A 20,123-nucleotide genomic window follows, 5' to 3' on the forward strand; every position below is an offset into this window, starting at 1 on the left:
TAACGCTCCGGAGTTGCAATTGCTATTCCTATGAATGGGCCAACGCGTTATAAAGCCACGCGCGTGCCGCTCTCCAATCACGCTTCACTGTGCGGGAAGAAATCTGGAGTACGCACCCTATTTCTTCCTCAGAAAGGCCACCGAAAAAGCGCATCTCGACGATCTTCGCCTTTCGCTCGTCCAATTTCACAAGGTCGAGCAAGGCATCGTCGAGCGCGATCAAATCAACCGGGCGTTGCTTCGCAGCCAACATGTCGTCGTCAGCCAAGATCAGTGTGAGACCTCGGTCGCGTTTGTCTGCACGGTCGCGCCGTGCCTTATCGAGCAAAATTTGCCGCATTAACCGTGAAGACACCGCGAAGAAATGAGCTCGGTCGCTGTAGTGGATCCGTTCCATCCCCACGAGCTTGAGGTACGCCTCATGTACCAGGGCGGTCGGCTGCAAAGAATTATCGGCCCGTTCCCGCCGCATGTGGGCTGCTGCGATTCGGCGTAGTTCCACATAAACGAGCGGCATGAGCCGCTCGTGAGCACGGTCATCCCCCTTCGACAGACAACGAAGCACTTGAGTGATTTCCGACTGCCCGCTGTCCATGCAGCATGCCCTTGAGCGTTGTATTTTTCCGGGAAATCATAACACCGAGTCGTCGATCTTGGGTCCGCAATAGCCGACAGGTTTGTTCCTCAGGCGCAGGGGCTCCATGTCCTTTATCGCTTCGTGCCTGCGCCTTCATGAACAAACAGTTATCTCGCAGTGGCACTCAGATCGGAACGCTCCGTGCCAAGGGTAGAGAAATTCGGTCCAAGCTTCTCGCTCATTGGTACAGACAGATTTGGTAGTCGATCGCGAGAACGTTATGTATCAGGAGGAAGAATGAAACAGAGATTGTTCCCAGTCGCAACGTTCATCTTGGCTACATCGTTGTGCGCCCGAGCCCAGAAAGCCTATTGGACTGTGAGCGGGCCACCTGCAGCGAGTGCCTCTCTCGTTGGCTCACCAGGCATCGAGATACCGTATTACAACTTCTTTCGGTTCGACCCGAACGTGAAAACATCCACGTCTCCCATCGCAGCAGCAACCCCGCCGAGCCAGCTCGCATTCACGCCTTCGTCCCAGCCGACGGTAGGCGCCTCTAACTCGGCCCCAACGACCGAAGAATCTGGAAAAGATGGTAATAAACCCCTGACAGAGGCCAAGATACCCGCTGCGCAGCCAAACTGTCCGTCCGACCCCGGCGCTGCAATTAGATCCGAGGATGCCTTTGCCTGCTGGCGACTCTATAGAGGTCATATCGAAACGCATCGCGTGGCTGTCAACCGGACACGTGATCTGGTGAATGAGATCATTCGTATGGTTGCAGATGAACAGTCATGCTATGGGAACAAGCTCGCCTTGTTTTCTCATGCCATTCTCACCGAAAGGGAGGCGACCGTGCTCGTAGCCTTCGCGTCGGGTAACAACACGGTCTACGCATCAGACGTCATCCTCCCGCCAACTTCTTGTCACCGAGAAGGAGCAGAAGCATGGCCCTTTCAAGCAGCACAGAATGAGATGGCACAGCTCAATTCGGATAAGGACGACCTAGGCCGGCTTAGGAGCTCGCAGGGCTTCCTCACCTGGCTGAAGAATCCCGACAACAAAGCGGTCGATACCACACTCTCCGCGCAGTTGGACGCCTTGATCTCTGAGGCGACAGGCTATGCCACCGGGAACGTCGGAAACGGTGCTGGAGCTGTCGTGACACAGACTTATTCCGACCTCTTGAAAGTCGATCAGTCCAATCGACGCTGGCGTGATCGACTATCGATGATTACCGGGTCTGCGTCTCTCCTGTACAGGATCCCTATCGATGGCTGCCGTGAGTGGTATGGCAAGGGACGCAAGGATACGATCACTCTCACTTCTATCGACCTTTCCTCAGCGACAGGTGCAAGTTCTGATCTTCAGCTAGCGACCAATACCTGCAACCCATTGTCCATTGCAAGCACGGGCATCGGTATATCTTTCCTCGCCAATCCAACGTACTCTTTTGTCCCCACGGACAACGCCAACAATCAAGTCGTTGGGATGAGCAGCAAGAATGATCGCCTACCTCTTTACGCCTTGATGTACAACGTCAGCATTTCAGGCTCTCGGTGGGATAAACCCGTGGAGTTCTTTGCCACCGCCGGAGTTGGTTTGACCTCCACTTCGAGTACGACTACTGGCGATTTTCTCGGAGGTCTTTCGGTTTCTCTCGCCCGACGGACCCTGTTTCTCACCCCGGCTCTTGATTTCGGCCAACGTACCACCCTCGCACCTGGCTTCACGCTCAACACGACGCCTCAGGGATCGCTCACGGCAGTTCCTACGGTGACGACGTGGAAGCCAGGCTTCATGCTCGCCATTAGTTTCGGAGTCGGCCCGTCATAGGTGCTGCCACGGGCTATCTGCGTGCAAAGGTAATACCGTCGTCATCGGTGGTAGCAGAAACTAATGCTTCTGCTGCCACTTCCGCGGAGCGGATTATTCAGTTCTTGTGGATGTCGTGATTTAAGCAAAGCCGAAGAACTTCCCGAAGTGTGATGAGACCATTCAATCTTCCACTCGTTCTGAAGCTTGCGTCTTTATCTATCCAACTAAACGATTATCAATCGATAATTCGGAGCCTTAATAAATTCCCAATACGGGACTAGTTAGAGCCTGTGGAAAAGTAGAGCTTGAGGTTTTTGGGTGAGCATGTTTTGCTTGTGTCGTTTCCGAAAAGCAATTGAGGAGCTTCCCGACAATCCTAATTGGTTGCCGGTTCATGCCTATGAAATTAGTCAGTGCGTTTGTCTCTGTCCTCTTATTTTCCTGCCCATCCTATATTCAACATATTTCTGCGCAACAGCTTCGCCCAAACGTTAGAGACCCGCGAGCGCTAGAGCTACTGGCGGCAGGAGTGGATGCTATGGGCGGGCGTTCTTCGTGGCGAAACATTCAGAAAACTTCGATCAATGCAGCTATCTCCACCAACGGGAAAACCGACTCCTTCTATTGGGAGGACGATTGGTCGAATGGTTTAAAGATGCGGCGGGATCCACTGGATGGAAACGGTATCAAGTCGTCTTCTATCGCGAGCGCGAACGCAGCTTCTGATGAAAAAAACTCCACCTCGAGATTTCATCCTAAGTTCGATGTGTTCAATGCATTGATTGCGCAGGCGCCGGCCGCCGCAATGGAATCGGTTCTCGACAATGAGCAGTACGCTGTATCACTCTCTTCGTCCGATAGCGAAAATAAAGAGAACTGCATACAGGTTTCACTTGCGACCAAGCGACTTGAAGACGGGGGCGTATACACCGAGCTATGTCTTTCTGCTGAATCCCATCTTCCATCCAAAGCGAGGATGGCCTTGGCAACCCGCGGAAATGATGGACGGCTTGCACTGGAAAAAATCACCTATAACTCCTTTGAAAACCGCCAGGGATTACTCTTCCCGGCGACAGTTTCGATGGACCTTCCAGGAGTGAAACGAGATTTCACCTTCACATCTGCGAAGCAAATCCCTGCGGTTTCGGAAACGGCGGTCACACGATGAAACGAATTTGTGTTGCTGTTTTTATGTTGCTCTTTTACTCATGCCCGGTTCTCAGCAATGCACAAATGGCTGCAACTACAGATACGGGGCCTCTACCGTTTCACGCGTATTCGGGAGGGAAGTTCGACCATGTTCAGATGCAGAATGGTAGCCTTTTCTTCAGTATCCCTATACTCTCATTCCCGCAGTTAGGAAAAGCCGAGCTTACGTTCTCGCTAACGGGACATTCATCTTCCGCTTCGCCATCTGAAGTGTGTGACGCTTGGGGATGCGTACATGCGTATGGAGGCGAAGATTCTGTTCTGGTCGACGATTCCCAGTGGGGAGAGTACTACACGGGAAATTTGAGGATTCAACATGATCAAGCTGTCTCACTGGGGAGTAAGCTGGTCGAATCTCAAGTTGGCAATAGTGTCTACGACATACGCAAACATTGGTCCTTGCGGGAGGGGTCAGGGTTAACCCATCAACTGGGCTATGATTCGACGGATTACTCGCTGCTACATGCCACTGATGGTTCTGGCTGGACGGTCAAGCTCCCCATCGCTAATTCTCCGTCCGCCGTATTCGCTGCCCCTTCTGGTGCTGACATCTATGCCTACGACGGGGATGGCAGGAAATACACACTGAATATTGGCGTCTCAACGGTGCAGGATTCCAATGGAAACGCAATTTCGGCTGTTCCTGACCTTTCGCATGGTTCCCTCTATGCAAACGGGTTTTTGTCGCTGACTGATTCAATTAACCGCCCAATTCCTCTAATCAATAACGCCTCGCGCGGTGGCTCAACAAGCATCGCAACCTGTCCCGATCTTGGAATATCGGATCAACCTTTAACGGCGAGTTACCTGTGGAACGTGCCAGGACCGAACGGAGGCACTCAAACTTATCAGCTCTGTTACGCAACTCTTAATCTCGCGACAAACTATTGGGGGTATGGTGGGACAACTACCGACACATTCTCCGTCTACGATGAGAATGGAACCTTCATAGGAACCGGCGTCGATAGATGGATTGAATCAACCGCCGCCACTACCGTATTGCAATCTGTGTTGTTACCGGACCACCATCTAAAGAGCGGTTACTCATCGTTTTGGGGCTTCATATATGATTCACCGGCCGCGGGCTCCGCGGACACTTATGGTGATATCGTCGAGATCCGAACTCCAGAAGGCGGCAGTCTTCACTATGACTACACTCTGACAACGGCTTGCGGTCCCTCGGTTCCCTCTCCGTCTGCAGCTCCGATGTATCCTCGGGTCCGCAGCGTTGCAAAGCGAGTCGCCTCGTCAGGGAGTGGTCCCTCTATTTCAACAACCTATTCGTACAGCCCCACTCAAACAACCGAAACCACTGCTGGTAACGATACAGTCCACATGTTCACTCTGGACAATCCACCCAACTACTGCGGCGCCAACGAAACGGAGACGAAGTTTTTCCAAGGTAGCTCAACTGCAACGACTCCAGAGGTTCTCAAAGACGTCTCGACGACCTATCTGAGCGTACCCAGTCCACAGGACATTGTCCCTTTTGCATCGCCTGCTCCGTTCGTTAATGTTCGACCTTATCAAGTGATTACTCAGGTCACGGGGCAGGACACAAATACTACGCTGTATTCTTACGAATCGTTATTTACCGATGTCGATCCGATTTGGAATGGAAGCAGCGGTTACACTCAGGCGTCGCAACAGCCTACGATCTACTTCACGAGACCCAAGACGATCAACGATGGTCTAAAGACGGAGAGCATGCCTTTTTATTGGGTGGGTCACCCCACCTATAAGGCAGCTAACCTTCTGAATCTCCCCGCTTCCGACGAAATTCTTGATGGGACGTCCGCCAGGCAGGCCTACAAGTCCTTTGGATATGACGAGAGCAATGGAAGCCCATCTGGCGCTCTTGGAAATTTGACATCGACGTCGTATTGGGTTGGAGCAGGACGTCCGACGATTTCAAATGGCTCGGTTTATGACTCAACAGGTCAAGTTATCCAGAGCATTGATGCTATGGGCGTTGTGACCCATGTAGACAGCACCGGATGCTATGGACTATTTCCTGCGTCAATCACTGCGGCGTTCGACACTCCTCTTGCAAGAACAAGCACTGAGAGTCATGACTGCGTGACCGGGGCGATTCTCGGTAGAAATGATGTAAACGGTGTAGTCACTGCAATCGATCGCAGCGATCCCCTTGGCCGTGTCACGAAAATCCGGACTGCGGTTAATAGGGCGGACGAAAGCCATAGTGCATATTCCTATCCTCAGAGGGTGCAAGTGAGCGTTGCTCAGGATAAGAATGCTGTGGACGACGGAGTCTTGACGAGTTCGCAAATATACGATGGCTTCGGTCGTTTGAGTGTCCAGGTTTCGCCCGGGAATATTGCAACAAACACGAGCTATGACAACGAAGGCAATGTTGCTTCAATCTCTAATCCGAACGCTCCTGGTTCAGGACTCGCAGATCAGCACACAACCTTTCTCTATGACGCTCTTGGTCGTAGAACCGTGCAATGCAATCAGGATAATGGAACTGGTACGACTTGCAGTCCATCTTTGAGTTATAAGCGATGGACCTATTCGGGAAATCAGGTCACTGTCCGGGATGAGGACGGAAACCAGACGGTTCAGACATTCGATAGTCTCGGCAGGCTTGTTCAAGTCAACGAGGCCTCAGGGGGAAGCGCCGCAAGCTATACCTACAACGTACTTGGTAACCTGACGGATGTAGTACAAACAGATCCATCAACCTCCTCGGTTCGTACCCGCCACTTTACCTACGATGGGTTATCTCGGCTACTCACCTCATCCAATCCCGAGACGGGACCTGTTTGTTACGGTCAATGGTCGGGCAGCGACTGTGTAAACGGCTATGACGCGAACGGCAATCTCCTTGCGAAGACGGATGCTCGCGGAGTGGTGGTCAGTAATTCGTATGACGCCTTGAATCGTATAACGAGCCATAAGGTCTATGGCGGCGGAACTGCGACATCGTCTTCCTGCTATATCTATGACTTTCTGCCAGGTGTAACAAATGGGATCGGTCATCTCCTGGGGGAGTGGACTCAGTCCGCAGATTGCCCTTCTACACCGGCCGCAATTCCGTCAAGCGGGGTGCTCACGTCCAGGCAGATTACTTCCTACGACTCACTGGGACGGATCAAGGGCGAGATTCGTTGTGCTCTCGGTCATTGCAATACGTCGACGCCTCAAAGCTATGTTTACGACCTGGCTGGTAATCTCGGCTCGTACAACGACGGCCGTGGAGTGTCTTCCTTCCTCCAGTCGTTTGATACTTCGGGCAGACTTCAGGCCGTCCAGAGTTCAAACGGAAATGTGCAGTCTTCGATCCTAAATATCCTGCAATACGATCCCGTAGGTTGGAGCAAAGCCGTCCTCGGCAACACGATGACACAAGAGCGCACATTTGATAACCGGATGCGGCTGCTTACGAACACGGTGAAGGCGGGTGTCCAGTGAACAAGTTTCTTTACCGCCTGCCGTATCTTTTTCTCGGCGTTGAACGTCGCCGCTCAATCCAATCCGGTTTTGCACTCATTCCAATAGCTGTTTGCATACTCGCTATGATTGGGGCTACAGGTCGAAGTCAGGGCCAGACCAGCACGACTGTTACGATTACCCCACCTTCACCTGCGTATACGAATTCGATCCTGACATACAGTGTCCATGTTTCGTGCAATTCAGCGTGCGGGACTGTGAGCGGAACATTTGGTCCAACTAACCTGGGTACTCAAACTCTCGACGGTAGCGGCAATGCCACCTTTGTCACCTGGACGGGATTGAACTCCACCGCAGGAACATACGTCTCGAATTTTTCCTACAGTGGAAATTCCAGTTATCAGAGCTCAACAGGCACGACGAGCGTGAATGTCGTCAATAACCCTAACCCGGCGACGACAGTCACCATCACTCCACCTTCGCCTGCGTACACGAATTCGATCCTCACGTACATCGTCCATGTTTCCTGCAACTCAGCGTGTGGGACTGTAAGCGGAACGTTTGGCCCAACGAACTTAGGAACCCAAACTCTTGACAGCAGCGGCAACGCGACGTTCGTTACTTGGCAAGGACTAAACTCAACCCCTGGAACCTACGTCTCGAATTTTTCGTACAACGGCAGTTCGAGCTATCAGACCTCAATCGGCACGACAAGCGTTAACGTTGTAAACAGTCCGAATCCAGCGACAACAATTACGATCACACCTCCTTCGCCTGCATACACGAATTCGTATCTGACGTACGTGGTGCATGTGTCTTGTAATTCTGCTTGCGGAACGGTAATCGGTACGTTTGGTGTATCGAACTGGGGTGCGCACGCGCTTGATAGCAGCGGCAACGCAACCTTCGTGACGTCGCCAGGATGGGACACGTCTACCCCTGGAACTTACGTTTCGACGTTTAATTACAGTGGCAGTTCGAGTTATCAGGGCTCAACGGGCACGATGAGCGTGAATGTCGTTAATAATCCGAATCCGGCGACGACCATCACCGTTACCCCACCTTCGCCCGCATATCCGAATTCGCCACTGACATTCACTGTCCATGTTTCTTGCAATTCTGCTTGCGGGACGGTGAGCGGTGCTTTCGGCTCAGCCAACTGGGGTGCTCATCCTCTCGACAGTAGTGGTAACGCCACCTTAGTTACTTCGGCAACGTGGAGTCCAACTGCCGGAACCTACCCCGTGAAGTTCTACTACAACGGTAGCTCGAGCTATCAGACCTCCATTGCCACGACGACTATCAGTGTTGCTGTTCCCTCGACAACGATCACCGTTACACCGCCTTCGCCTGCGTATACCAATTCGATCTTGACGTACGGTGTCCATGTCTCGTGCAATTCGGCGTGCGGGACTGTGAGCGGAACATTTGGTCCAACGAATCTAGGTACTTATACTCTCGACAATAGCGGCAATGCCACGTTCGTGACCTGGACCGGATTAAATCCCACAGCCGGCACGTATGCCTCGACGTTTACCTATAGTGGTAATTCGAACTATCAGAGCTCAACCGCCACGACGAGCGTGAATGTCGTGAACAATCCAAATCCCCCCACGACCGTTACCATCACTCCGCCTTCGCCTGCGTATACGAACTCGATCCTGACATACATGGTGCATGTTTCGTGCAACTCAGCTTGTGGAACGGTAAGCGGAACGTTTGGCGTATCGAACTTCGGTACTCACACGCTTGATAGCGGCGGCAATACTACCTTCGTTACCTGGCAAGGATTAAATTCAACCCCCGGAACTTACGTCTCGACGTTTTCGTATAACGGCAGTTCGAGCTATCAGACCTCAATTGGAACGACAAGCGTGAATGTCGTGAACAATCCGAATCCAGCGACGACCGTTACAATCACCCCCCCTTCGCCTGCGTATACCAATTCGATCTTGACGTACGGTGTCCATGTTTCGTGCAATTCGGCGTGCGGGACTGTGAGCGGGACATTTGGAGTAATGAACTGGGGTGCTAAGACTCTTGATAGCAGCGGGAACGCTACCTTCGTTGCTTCGCCACCATGGGACCTTTCTATCCCCGGAACCTACGCTTCGACTTTCACATACAGTGGCAGTGCGAGCTATCAAGGTTCAAGCGCCACGACGAGCGTGAATCTCCTGAATAATCCCAACACGGCAACGACCGTTACCATCACCCCACCTTCGCCTGCATATACGAATTCGGCCCTCACATTCACTGTTCATGTTTCCTGCAATTCTGCCTGTGGAACCGTGAGCGGTGCGTTCGGCTCATCCAACTGGGATGCTCACCCTCTCGACAGTAGCGGCAATGCTACGCTCATAACGTCGGCAACGTGGAGCCCCACTGCCGGAACGTATCCCGCGAAGTTCTACTACAACGGTAGTTCGAGCTATCAGACCTCCATCGCCACAACGTCCATCAGTGTTGTTGATAAGTCGGGAACGATCTATAGCTATAGCATTACGCAGTCGGATGGCAGTAGCAGCGGCTATGACGGCGTTGGTAACGTCATCGCTTACGACGATCTTGTAAACCAACGTTGGAGCGTGACATATGATTCGTTGAACCGAATCAAGGGCGCATCTCAAGGCATTCTTCTTGGAGGAAGGCCTTTCCAAACTCCAACGTCTCCTACTGGTGGCACACAGCAATATTTTTGCTGGAGCTACGACTCCTTCGGGAACCGGACAGCACAGGTTGCATCTAGCGTCACGTTTGCTGATCCAAGTACGTGTCAATTGCAGCCTTCAGCAGATCACAACGAAACAACGGCCACCTACGATCCAAACAACCGTTTCACGGGAATGCTGAATATCGCCTACGATCCCGCTGGTAACTTGGTCCAGGATAGCGTCAACGACTACTTCTACGATGGCGATGGACGCCTGTGTGCAACCTCAAAGCGTGTCATCGGTTTGCTCACGGTGTACATCTATGACGCAGACGGGAATCGTGTCGGAAAAGGAACATTTCAAGGCGCTGCCGATGGAAGCATGCCATCCAACCCATGTGACATCTCTCCTGCGAACCAGACGACCTATCACTTCGCTCTAACCAACCAGTACATCCCCGGTCCAGATGGGCAGCAGATGACGGAGTTGGACGGTGCCGGGAACTGGATGCACACCAACATCTTCTCTGGTGGTTCTCTCATCGCGACCGACGACAGCATAGGTCGCCACTACCAATTTAACGATTGGCTCGGCAACCGCCGCATGCAAGTCGATCTCAACGGTAACGTCGAAGCCTACTATCAGGGCGCCCCGTATGGGGATCAACTCAACCCATCGTCTCTTGTAACGACAGAGCACTACTTCACCGGCAAAGAGAGAGACACGGAAAGCGGATTAGATAACTTCGGCGCGCGCTACTACGGAAGTACGACGGGTCGCTTCATGTCGCCCGATCCTCTGGGTGGACATCTTGAACTGCCGCAGAGCTTGAACAAGTACGCATATGTGATGAACAATCCGCTAAGATATACCGACCCGACGGGCATGGATATATGGCTCAAGGGCTGCGGAGATAGCAGTGCAACCTGCAAAGACAACTACGTTGGAACGACCGACAAAGACGGGAACTTTACTCGAACCCATCTGACGGGCGATCAAACAAAAAATGCGACGCTTGGGGAGCACGGCCTCACCGTCAAAGAAGGTGACAAGACATACGAGGGAGTGTGGGATACCAACAAGGGCGAGAACGGCACAGTAACCGTTGCTGGGACCGGTGCGCTGAAGGGGTATAACGCAGATGTGACTGGCAACTGCGGAGGCTCATGCGTAGCTGACGGTATAGTGAAGTCGCCGGGAAACGGCTCTGCTGATGTTGCTCAAGCAATCTTCAAAGTTCTCGACAAAAACAGCAGTGGCTACATGAAAGAAGCCGGTACAGATGGCATCAACTTCTTCCATCCGGGAGCTGTCAACTTCCGGGGTCATCGCGAGGGCGATCCAACCGGCATCCCATCGACTCATATCCCAATCGACCCGAAAGCAAGCACGCCGAGGCTGGGCTTCCACGTCGACAGCGTCTACCCGTACGACGGCGTGGGCGACTGGCTAGAACATGCAGGGTGCGCGACTCACACGATCTGCAATCCAACGAAGTGACCGACAGGAGACGTTTTACATGAGTAAAGCTATTCCGATTATCTTCGCTCTTGTGGTGTATGTGATCTTGCCAGTGGTTATCATCGCGGGCTGGGTTCGTTGGGCACAGCGTCGGCAGGCTGGCGAGACTGGGGGCGCATGGCCGTCTGTGGCAGGGCTAGCGCTGGGCACAGCGTCGACCCTGCTAGCCATCGGAGCGATGCTGTACGCCCGGTCGGTTGTAGGCTTCCCGTTCTATGACCCGGTTCTCTTGAGAATCTATCGGTGTGGGCTTCTGCTCTCGCTTGCTGGGCTGGTCTTCGGAGCGGTAGGTCTTCGGTGGTCTGGCCCGGTTCGCTGGTACGCTCCTGTCGCGGCTGTCGGAACCCTATTGTTCTGGCTGGCGTCGGTTGCCGGGGAGTAACCCTTCCAAACTTAGGGGCCGTCGCAGGCCGCCGCTAGGCGGCTTGTAACGGGGCCTAAGACGCAATGTTGGCGAGCTCAACAACCGGTGGGTCCGCATATCACGTCGACGATATACCCCAACGCTGGCGTAACGGTGTTGAACCTTGGTAATTGAGGACGCAGCGGATGAACTCGCAGCGTTCTTCTTCATCTTCCACGAGAGCGTTGGGAAGCGTAGTTTCTGCAAAAGAAGACGCCATCCAGAATTTTCGGAGAGAGCTTCTACTAACATGTGAACAGAATTTTGCGTCCCAGCGTTATGGTGGCGATAGTGCGCAAGGGCTTGCACTACTTTCAACATTCGACCTTGAACATTTCAAGGCTTGTGTCCGCGTTTACGTACCTGTTCTTAGAGACTACTTAAGAGGTTCATTAGGTCAGTTTCTTCGCGCCCAGGTCGACAAGGCTTGCAAGGGCTGAGTATTTGAGCGGCTTGATGAATCGTTCCGGGGTCAACCTCATATATTTGTCCATCGATTGCATGCATGACAGTCCCAGATAGGCACTAAGAGCCGGAAGCATAGCATTTAGGTTTGTTCCACGCTTGAGCCAGTCGGCGATTCGTAGAACCGCGAAGCTGGCGCGAAAATCAGTCATCCTAGGCCAATCAGAGATGCCGTCTCGACGACGCACTCCACATTGCTTTACAAGCCTGCGGAAACTCCGTCTGAGCGAATCTGGCTGTATGGCTTCTCCGGATCTGGTGACAAACAAAAGGCCACTTTCATATGCGCGATTGAATCGCGAAGAGCAGAACTCTCGTATGACTGTGCGGAATTGCAGACTTACGGGAATGATCCGGCCCCGATGAAGAGGGGAAGCAGAGATTTTGATGATCCGCCTCCGCATATCGAGATCTTGATGTTTTAGTCGCAAGACCTCGCCGACAGTCATACCGGTAGCGAAGAGGACAAAGAGAATAGCCCGAAAGCATTTGGCGTCGAATTCACAAGCTTTGCTCGATTGGCTCTTTCCCGTGCCTTCCAGGAGCCGGCGTACTTCTGCAACGGAATAGACATATGGCAGGTATACCGAGCGCACACGGACTCTTTTCTCAGGCATCAGCATAGGCTCTATCTCGGCGGCTTGCGCCCAATGCTCTAAGAAACGCTTCAGTAGGTTGTAATGTGCATGCCAGACGTAAGGTCGACGAATGCTCAGTCTGAGAAAACTGGCAATGTCTTCCACTGTGACCTCACTAAGAGCGACGTCACCAACGTGACGTTTAAATCGATTTAGCATATGCGCAGATTGGACGAAGGCGACTCCTGCTGCTCGCTTCGACATAACAAATCGGGTAATCCCTTCATCGAGTCTCAAGCGAGTCCTCCCAAATCAAATGTGGAAACCCGTCGAAGTGAAGAAGCTGAAGGCTTCGCATAAACACTCACGGAACCGGTGCTGCGGTGGCCAAGAAAGTCTGCGATCTCCGATAGAGAGTGCCCTTTGCGTAACAACTCCGTCGCGCATGCGTGCCGAAGACCTCTCGGGCCTCCTTGTGGGCTGCGAATCGATAGACCCTTGAGTCTCAAATTCACAACACCGAGCAGAGAGCCGACTGGGACCGGTCGGTAGGGCGGATGCAACGTAACAAGAAGGTTGCGGCTGCGGCACCCCACCGGCCTCGCTCTTTTGAGATATTCCAAGATAGCTTCCCCAACTTCATACTGCAGCGGGAAACGCTGCGCGCCTCCGTGCTTTGCTCGTCTTACAACGAATGTGCCGTTAAACCAGTTGAAGTCATCCAACGACAGTCGGGAAACCTCTGAGCTACGGAGACCATAGATAGCAAAGAGCATCAGGATGGCACGCCCACGAAGATCGCTTGCTTTACATCCGACGCGTGAATCAATGAGCCGACGAATATCAGCCCAACGAGGACCTTGGGGATCGGGGTCGTATCGCGGAACAGACGGTCCTTGTATGCGACTCGCTATGTTGTCGTGTGTCAGATGCTTTTCTTCGGCATACCGGAAGAACGATCGGAGAACTTGACTTGATGTTGCGATGGAGCGCGGCTTGTGCCCGATCGATTCGCGATGTGCGAGATACGCTTGCACATCACTACTTGAAATTTCAGAAAGGCTTTCGCGCCTGTCGTTAGCCCACCGTAGGAACCAGAGTGCCTGTAGTCGTGACTTCTTCACCGTCTCATCCGCCATCCCCATGACATCGCGCAAATGCTCAACGAAGCGCGGAAGAATGTCGCCGTATGGGTAGACGGGAATAGGTTCGGGAGCCAAAAGATCGCAGAACTTGAGCCAGTGCAGAGCTATTCTTCGAAATTCGTCCCTGGACTCCTCGTTCACTGGCCGTCTGTGGCGACTGTTGAAACTCTCCATCCAAAGCCTTTGCGCGTTTTCAACGGCACACAGCGTGACGTCGGGGCTGGTCTCCAGGTCTAAGAATCGGAGCAGGGTCACCAGGATGCTGGCGATTGTTCGAATCCGTCTCGGGCTGGAGCCATTCTGCGCTAGATGCTTGAGATATCGATTGCGCTCTTCCAAGAAAGGCGAATTTTCGTGCCGTGTTCGCACATCCCGTCGGAACAAAGTGATAAGTGGTGTGTGTGTCTTCATTTGGTAGAAGACGCATCACGGTAGTAGGTTAGGCCAGTTTTCGCCATCTGCCCTAACATGGTTGCTGAATTGAGGGTCCACGCCGGTCTGTAATTTGAACTGTGAAAATCTTGGAGGTGTCTGTATGACGGTGCCGTTACATGCAGAGCTGCAGGCCTTGTGCGCGCTTTTTTACGAAGGAAGTATTTCGGAAGAGGAGTGGGCTCTCTTGCAAATTCATATGGCGTATTGCGAAGAATGCAATCGCCTTTTCATTCAATACGGACGTCAGAGCATAACAACGGGAAGTCGGGAAGTAACGGGTGCAGCCGACGGCTCACATTATGACTGAACGGTATGCGCCACTGGAGTGCTTTCCCGGTCAAATCCAGTCGTCCTTCACTCGAGAGGTGGCATGGCTGCTGGGCCGTGCTCCCCTCGAGACGATCGCGCTTAGTTCTCCTCAGTAACGGTTGATGGTCAGAAGCCGGCTGGTCGTCACGATCGTCTGCCTCGGCTTGCCTCGCATCGGATCCAGATCACAAATTTCTCCCTTGACGATGATTCCATTTGTGGACTAGTGTCGCTGACAAATGTCGTAAATAAAAAGACGAGGGTCGTAAATATGGCCGCGGCGAAGCTAACGAAGCTGGAGTTTCAGATCATGGATGCCCTCTGGAATCGAGGGGAAGCGTCGATCCGAGAGATTCAGGAGGCCTTCCCTGAGAAGAAGAGACCTGGTTATACGACTGTCCAAAAGACCATCTATCGCATGGAAGAGAAGAAGATCGTTCGTCGTGTGCGTAAGGTGGGGAACTTTCACATCTTCGCGGCTACAACGACTCGCGATGCAGCGCAACGCAGGCTTGTTGATGAACTACTCGCGTTCTTTGGTGGAAAGTCTCGTCCAGTGGTGGCTCATCTGATTGGTGCTGGGAAGCTAACGCTTGAAGACGTTGAGTTCGCCGAAAAGACACTCAAGGAGATGAGGAACGGAGGCGATCCTAAATGATGAGAGAACTGATCATCCAATTAAAGAACTCAGAGCCGACGCTGGCGAATCACCTTCTTCAGTCCACCGTGTTCGCGGGATTGATAGGATTATTGACACTCTTGCTGAGGAAGAATCGTGCCCGTGTTAGGCACTGCCTCTGGTTCTCAGCCTCAGTTAAGTTCCTGCTTCCTTTTTCGTTGTTGTTTGCACTCGGCAGCCTTCTCCCCAAACAACATTCCCCGTTCAATAATCGCGCTCTGTCCAACACCCTTGAGTCCGTCGGGCAGCCGTTTTCTGGTTCGGCCATTGCGCCAGCAGTACCTCTACAAGATCTCCCGAGTGAACCTACAGGCTATCTTGCGCTAGCGTTGCTGTGCGTATGGAGCTGCGGCACCCTGTCTGTATTTGCGGTCTGGGGCACGCGATGGAGACGAGTCTCGGCATTGCTGAAGCATGCCGCGCCGCTGACTCATGGCCGAGAGATAGAGATATTACAACGCATTGAATCGCTCGTCTGGGCACCTAGCCAGGTCGTCGTATTGGGAGTATCCGACCGGATGGAGCCAGGTGTCTTTGGTATCGTCCGACCGGTGATATTTTGGCCACTACAACTTACCGAGAGGCTGGAAGATGAACATATCGAATCCATTCTCGTGCATGAACTTATGCACATACGACGCCACGACAATCTAATTGCCGCAATCCACATGACAGTGGAGGCCTTATTTTGGTTTCATCCGCTGGTCTGGTGGATGGGCTCCCGGATGGTCGTGGAGCGTGAGCGTGCCTGCGATGAAGCGACGATACAACTGATCGGAAAACCAGACGTCTACGCTGAGAGCCTCCTGAAAGCGTCCAGATTCTGTGTCGAGTCCCCCGCGATGTGCGTATCAGGCATGGCTAGTGCTGACCTCAAGAATCGAATCGTCAGAATCATGACCGGGAACATTGTGCAGGACTTGACTCCGTTGTGGCGGCTCCTGCTTGGAACGGTCGTGTTTCTATCGTTGAGCATTCCGGTATTCTTCGGTGTCGTTCGCGCGGCCAGTATTCAAGACAATCGCAGGGTGGCAGATAAACACCTGAAGTTCTCTGTTGTTTCCATACGACCGAGCAAAGCAGGTGGTCCGCAGACTGCGGGCGTACCAACACAAGATGGCTACGAAATGAAGAACATGTTTCTGGCACTGCCGATCCTGTCAGCGTATGTTCCACAAACCGGTGGGGCATCGGCCTATTCGGATAGACAGGTCATCGGACTCCCTAGCTGGGCATACAGCGATGACGACCGGTACAACATCAGCGCGAAAGTTGATGAGGCGGATCTCGCCGATTGGCACGATCCACTCAAACAGCCTGAAATGCTACGAGCCATGCTGCAATCTATGCTGGCTGACAGACTGAAATTAGTCGTGCATCGCGATACGAAGGATGCCCAGGTGTATTTGCTTACTGTGGGTAAGGACGGACCTAAATTCAAAGAGTCAAATCCAGCCGAGGCACATGCAGGTGCTCATCCATTTCCTGGGGGCGGATTACTCTCGATGGAACGCAGCGAGGGAGAGATCACAATGCACTTTTTCGGGATCTCAATAGCCCAATTAACCCATTCGCTTTCGCCCGACTGGCAGGTTCAAGACCAAACTGGTCTCTTTGGGAAATACGACATCACACTGCGAGAGCCAATTGCTTCGTCGGTTTCTCCAGACGGCTCACAGCAAGCTCCAGCCGAAGCTTCTCCTGGCTCTCTGGCACAGCAGGTCGGTTTGAAGCTGGTACCTGCAAAAGGAAAAGTGGAAACACTCGTGATCGACCACATCGAGAGACCTTCAGAAAACTGAAGCTCCCTAGGAATCTTGCTCTATTGACTCGATGCATTACGTCGAGACAAGGGCTCCAAGACAAGTATCGACAAGCCCACTTAGTGTCACCGATCGATTTAGATCCCCCGGTGTTTCAGAGGGGACATCCAGGTTGCAGAAACAACATTAAAGAGCCTCAAGAACGGAGAAGCGCAATGAGCGAGTCGCATCTGTCCCTTCTTCTACCCGCAATTGGCAATCACCTCTGGCAGTCCACGTTTTGTGTCTGTGCCATCTGGCTAATCACACTTGCGCTCCGCCATAACTCTGCACGCCTGCGCTATGGGCTTTGGATAGCCGCCTCGCTCAAGTTTCTGCTGCCACTTTCACTACTGCTTGACCTTGGCACTCTTGTCGCAGGTCCGCGGAAGGTCGCAGTTTCACAGCATCAGTTTGCATACTCCATCGCAACAACCGCGATGCATCCGCTGGAACCTGCTGGCAGTCTGCAGATGAGAGACATGCCCGGCAGAGGATCTGGACGCACACCACTCTATGCAGCCGTAGCAATGTTCTGGTTCTGCGGATGCGCATGCGTGCTTTCGGTATGGTTGATGCGCTGGCGTCAACTGCGAGAAACATTTAACGACGGAGTTCATGTCGAAGAAGGGCGTGAATACCAGTCTCTTCGAGACGTTGGTGGTGACATCTCTCTTCATCGTTCCCGGGCAGTGAGAGAGCCGGGTGTCTACGGTATTTTCCGCTCCGTACTCTTGTGGCCGGATGGCCTGTCAAGCCGCCTTGATGACGAACATCTCACCGCGATCATGCTTCATGAAGTGACACACGCGCGGCACCGCGACAACCTAATCGCGGCGCTCCATCTGGTTGTCGAAGCTGTCTTCTGGTTCCATCCATTCGTCTGGTGGATTGAGCGGAAGCTTTTGATCGAGCGGGAAAATGTCTGTGACGAGACCGTCGTTCACAGGCTTGGCAATGCGGAAGCGTATGCGCTCAGCCTTCTCAAGGTGGGCCGTTTCCGTATTGAACACGAGCAATCTCTGGTTGCTCCGGCAGGAGGCGCTGATCTTGGCGAGCGTGTCGTACGTATCGTGACGCATCGGGTTGCGAAGCTCTCTCCCGTTCGGTCTTTGATGTTGATCGTGTTTGGAATCGTGACGCTTGTCATCCCGCTTGCGCTCGGCGTGCTGCATCCGTTGCCGGTGTATGGGCAGGTGCTGTACCGCGAAGGCGCGCTCCCGTCTTTTGAAGTGGTAAGCGTGAAGCTCAGACCCGATGGTCCGCCGCTCGCGCCTGCCCCACAGAGTGGCAGCTCTGTACATCTCTTCTTCACGACCAAGATGCTGATTATGTACGCCTATAACCTGCCCGACTTCTCCGAGGCGCAGATCGCGAAAGGTCCCGGCTGGACGGATGATACCTACGATATCGAGGGAAAGTTCAGCGATTCGGACTATGCGGCAATACAGAAAATGTCTGTCGCTGAAAGACAGGAGCAGATTCAACTGCGGTTGCAATCGGTCCTGAAAGAACGATTTCACCTGGCGGTACATTTGGAGAAGCGCGAGCAGACAATCTATGCGCTCGAAGTTGCAAAAAGCGGTCCGAAGCTATCTGCAGCCAGACACCAGGAACCGGATCGGTTCGGCATCACGCATAGCGGCATGGACTACGAACTGAAGGTCACCGGCACGGACCTGGATAGACTCGCCAGTCTGCTTGGCCGCGAACCTGAGGTTGGAGGCCGCAGCATTGTTAACAGAACGGGATTGAGCGGCAGCTACGATCTGACATTGCATTGGACACGGATGGCGTCATCTGCTCCAGATCCAGAATCAACCGCAGCGGAAGGAAGTGCTCCCTCCTATTTTACGGCAATCCAGGAGCAACTCGGCTTACGTCTGGTTCCAGCGAAGGGGCAGGTCGCTTCCATCGTCGTCGACCATATTGAAAAGCCTTCGATGAACTGAGGGGCGAAAGCCCAGTAAATAACGACAGACGGCGTTCCCGTCAGCGATTCACAAGTTCTTGAAACTGCGCGGAAGATTGGGGCCGAGACTGTATTCGAGATAACCATCAGTTCTCTGATGGTTCCTCGAGATGATCGATTACGAGAATCCTTACCGGTCCCTTACCAGGCTCAAGTCGCAGTCCGAGTTGCTCTCTTAGTGCGTCTGCAGAGAGGGGGCATCCGGTTGGAACGGCCCATCGGGTTGAATCTCATCGAACTGCGGTGCCCACCGAAGTTTGACGTCATACTTCCCAGTCAGCCCGGTACGGTCGATGATCGTCTTTTGTGCAAACCAAGAGAGACTGTCGGCGAGGTCACCCGTTGTCAATGAATATCCTTTTGTATTTCCTGGATCGCTGTTCAACCCTCCACAACTGGCGTCAGTTGGTGGTCCGGGACGAGGAGCACCCGGGATGAAGGGGCCTTTCGGGCAGTCTCCATACTTAGCCGGTTGTAGCTTTCCTGGCTTGTCCAGAACGAGGTACATGACAGGTGCTTTTCGTGTCTCCCAGTGGGCACGTAAGGAAAATCTCTCTTCGAGAAGCCGCTGAACCATGCCGGCATATTGATCGAGGGGCCTCGCTCCATCTGCCTTGGCATTGATATCAAAATGTTGTGAACGGAGTTTCTGGGGAATACCTTCGATCACATACCACTGCGCGTGAAACGCGTAGCCAATGAGTACCTTCAGCGCACAGTTCGTCGCGACGAACCGACCACCTGGCAACCGACTGAAGATATCGACGTGGTCTCCACGCAGGTCCTCCGAATGGTTCACCCTCACCGAAGCGATTTCAAAGGAAGGCGTGAGTGTTTGCTCTGGATCAACTCGTTGCGGAGCACTAGAGGATGATGAGGTCTGACCTTGCATATAGAGGCCACCATCTAATGCGGCCAGTACCGAAGCTAGCCCTATCGCGGTGAATGCTATTGACTGGAAAATCATCCCAGCGAATTGCAGCGACTTCGCTGGTACATCGCGCAGAATCCGCGGCCTCAATGACTTTTTAAGTTCGATCAAAACCAAACCTTTCCACGATGTATAGACTATGTTGCCGGAAGCGAGGTGCTCCACTTCTATCGAGTTCGCTCTTCGAAGGAGGTGGCGGAGCCTCACCGGT

11 protein-coding genes and 1 pseudogene are annotated in these 20,123 nt (G+C 53.1%); 8 read left to right on the forward strand and 4 right to left on the reverse strand.

The genetic code is table 11. The features are described 5' to 3' along the window. Positions 1–28: 28 nt before the first annotated feature. On the reverse strand, positions 29–595 hold the full coding sequence (locus M504_RS13540; protein WP_047492263.1) for an ECF-type sigma factor: 567 nt from the start codon (positions 593–595) through the stop codon (positions 29–31). 957 nt (positions 596–1,552) lie between these two features. Here M504_RS13540 and M504_RS13545 point away from each other — a divergent pair. The 5 genes from M504_RS13545 (at position 1,553) to M504_RS13570 (ending at position 11,575) form a co-directional block, all read left to right on the forward strand. After that, positions 1,553–2,413, forward strand: a complete 861-nt coding sequence (locus M504_RS13545; protein WP_156993755.1) for a hypothetical protein — start codon at positions 1,553–1,555, stop codon at positions 2,411–2,413. A 376-nt stretch (positions 2,414–2,789) separates the two neighbouring features. Beyond that, the gene (locus M504_RS13550; RefSeq protein ID WP_232296282.1) at positions 2,790–3,563 is read left to right on the forward strand and encodes a hypothetical protein; all 774 of its coding nucleotides are present in this window, start codon (positions 2,790–2,792) and stop codon (positions 3,561–3,563) included. Further along, complete coding sequence (locus M504_RS21825; protein ID WP_084214334.1) at positions 3,560–7,039, forward strand: RHS repeat protein; 3,480 nt, start codon at positions 3,560–3,562, stop codon at positions 7,037–7,039. Before M504_RS13550 ends, M504_RS21825 begins: the two co-directional genes overlap by 4 nt. Before the next feature lie 236 nt (positions 7,040–7,275). Next, positions 7,276–11,172, forward strand: a complete 3,897-nt coding sequence (locus tag M504_RS13565) for an RHS repeat-associated core domain-containing protein (RefSeq protein ID WP_198137603.1) — start codon at positions 7,276–7,278, stop codon at positions 11,170–11,172. Between the two features lie 19 nt (positions 11,173–11,191). Next, the gene (locus M504_RS13570) at positions 11,192–11,575 is read left to right on the forward strand and encodes a hypothetical protein (protein ID WP_047492279.1); all 384 of its coding nucleotides are present in this window, start codon (positions 11,192–11,194) and stop codon (positions 11,573–11,575) included. 413 nt (positions 11,576–11,988) lie between these two features. Here M504_RS13570 and M504_RS13575 read toward each other — a convergent pair whose 3' ends face one another. Together M504_RS13575 and M504_RS22735 are read right to left on the reverse strand one after the other, a co-directional pair. Continuing rightward, entirely contained in the window at positions 11,989–12,936 is a 948-nt protein-coding gene (locus tag M504_RS13575; protein WP_156993759.1) for a tyrosine-type recombinase/integrase, read from the reverse strand. After that, positions 12,933–14,195 carry a tyrosine-type recombinase/integrase gene (locus tag M504_RS22735; RefSeq protein ID WP_084214336.1) on the reverse strand — a complete coding sequence of 421 codons (1,263 nt, stop codon included), beginning with the start codon at positions 14,193–14,195 and terminating at the stop codon, positions 12,933–12,935. Before M504_RS22735 ends, M504_RS13575 begins: the two co-directional genes overlap by 4 nt. Positions 14,196–14,799: 604 nt before the next feature. On the opposite strand from M504_RS22735, the gene M504_RS13590 reads away from it, so the two are divergent. The 3 genes from M504_RS13590 (at position 14,800) to M504_RS21390 (ending at position 18,961) form a co-directional block, all read left to right on the forward strand. Continuing rightward, complete coding sequence (locus M504_RS13590; RefSeq protein ID WP_047492286.1) at positions 14,800–15,186, forward strand: BlaI/MecI/CopY family transcriptional regulator; 387 nt, start codon at positions 14,800–14,802, stop codon at positions 15,184–15,186. Continuing rightward, positions 15,183–17,009 carry a M56 family metallopeptidase gene (locus M504_RS13595; RefSeq protein ID WP_047492289.1) on the forward strand — a complete coding sequence of 609 codons (1,827 nt, stop codon included), beginning with the start codon at positions 15,183–15,185 and terminating at the stop codon, positions 17,007–17,009. Before M504_RS13590 ends, M504_RS13595 begins: the two co-directional genes overlap by 4 nt. 176 nt (positions 17,010–17,185) lie before the next feature. Continuing rightward, positions 17,186–18,961, forward strand: a complete 1,776-nt coding sequence (locus tag M504_RS21390; RefSeq protein WP_052200721.1) for a M56 family metallopeptidase — start codon at positions 17,186–17,188, stop codon at positions 18,959–18,961. 106 nt (positions 18,962–19,067) lie between these two features. On the opposite strand, the pseudogene M504_RS13605 reads toward M504_RS21390, so the two are convergent. Continuing rightward, a pseudogene (locus tag M504_RS13605) lies at positions 19,068–19,948 on the reverse strand (TIGR03435 family protein). Between the last annotated feature and the right edge of the window lie 175 nt (positions 19,949–20,123).

This window comes from Terriglobus sp. TAA 43 (genome assembly GCF_000800015.1).
Classification (GTDB): Bacteria; Acidobacteriota; Terriglobia; order Terriglobales; family Acidobacteriaceae; genus Terriglobus.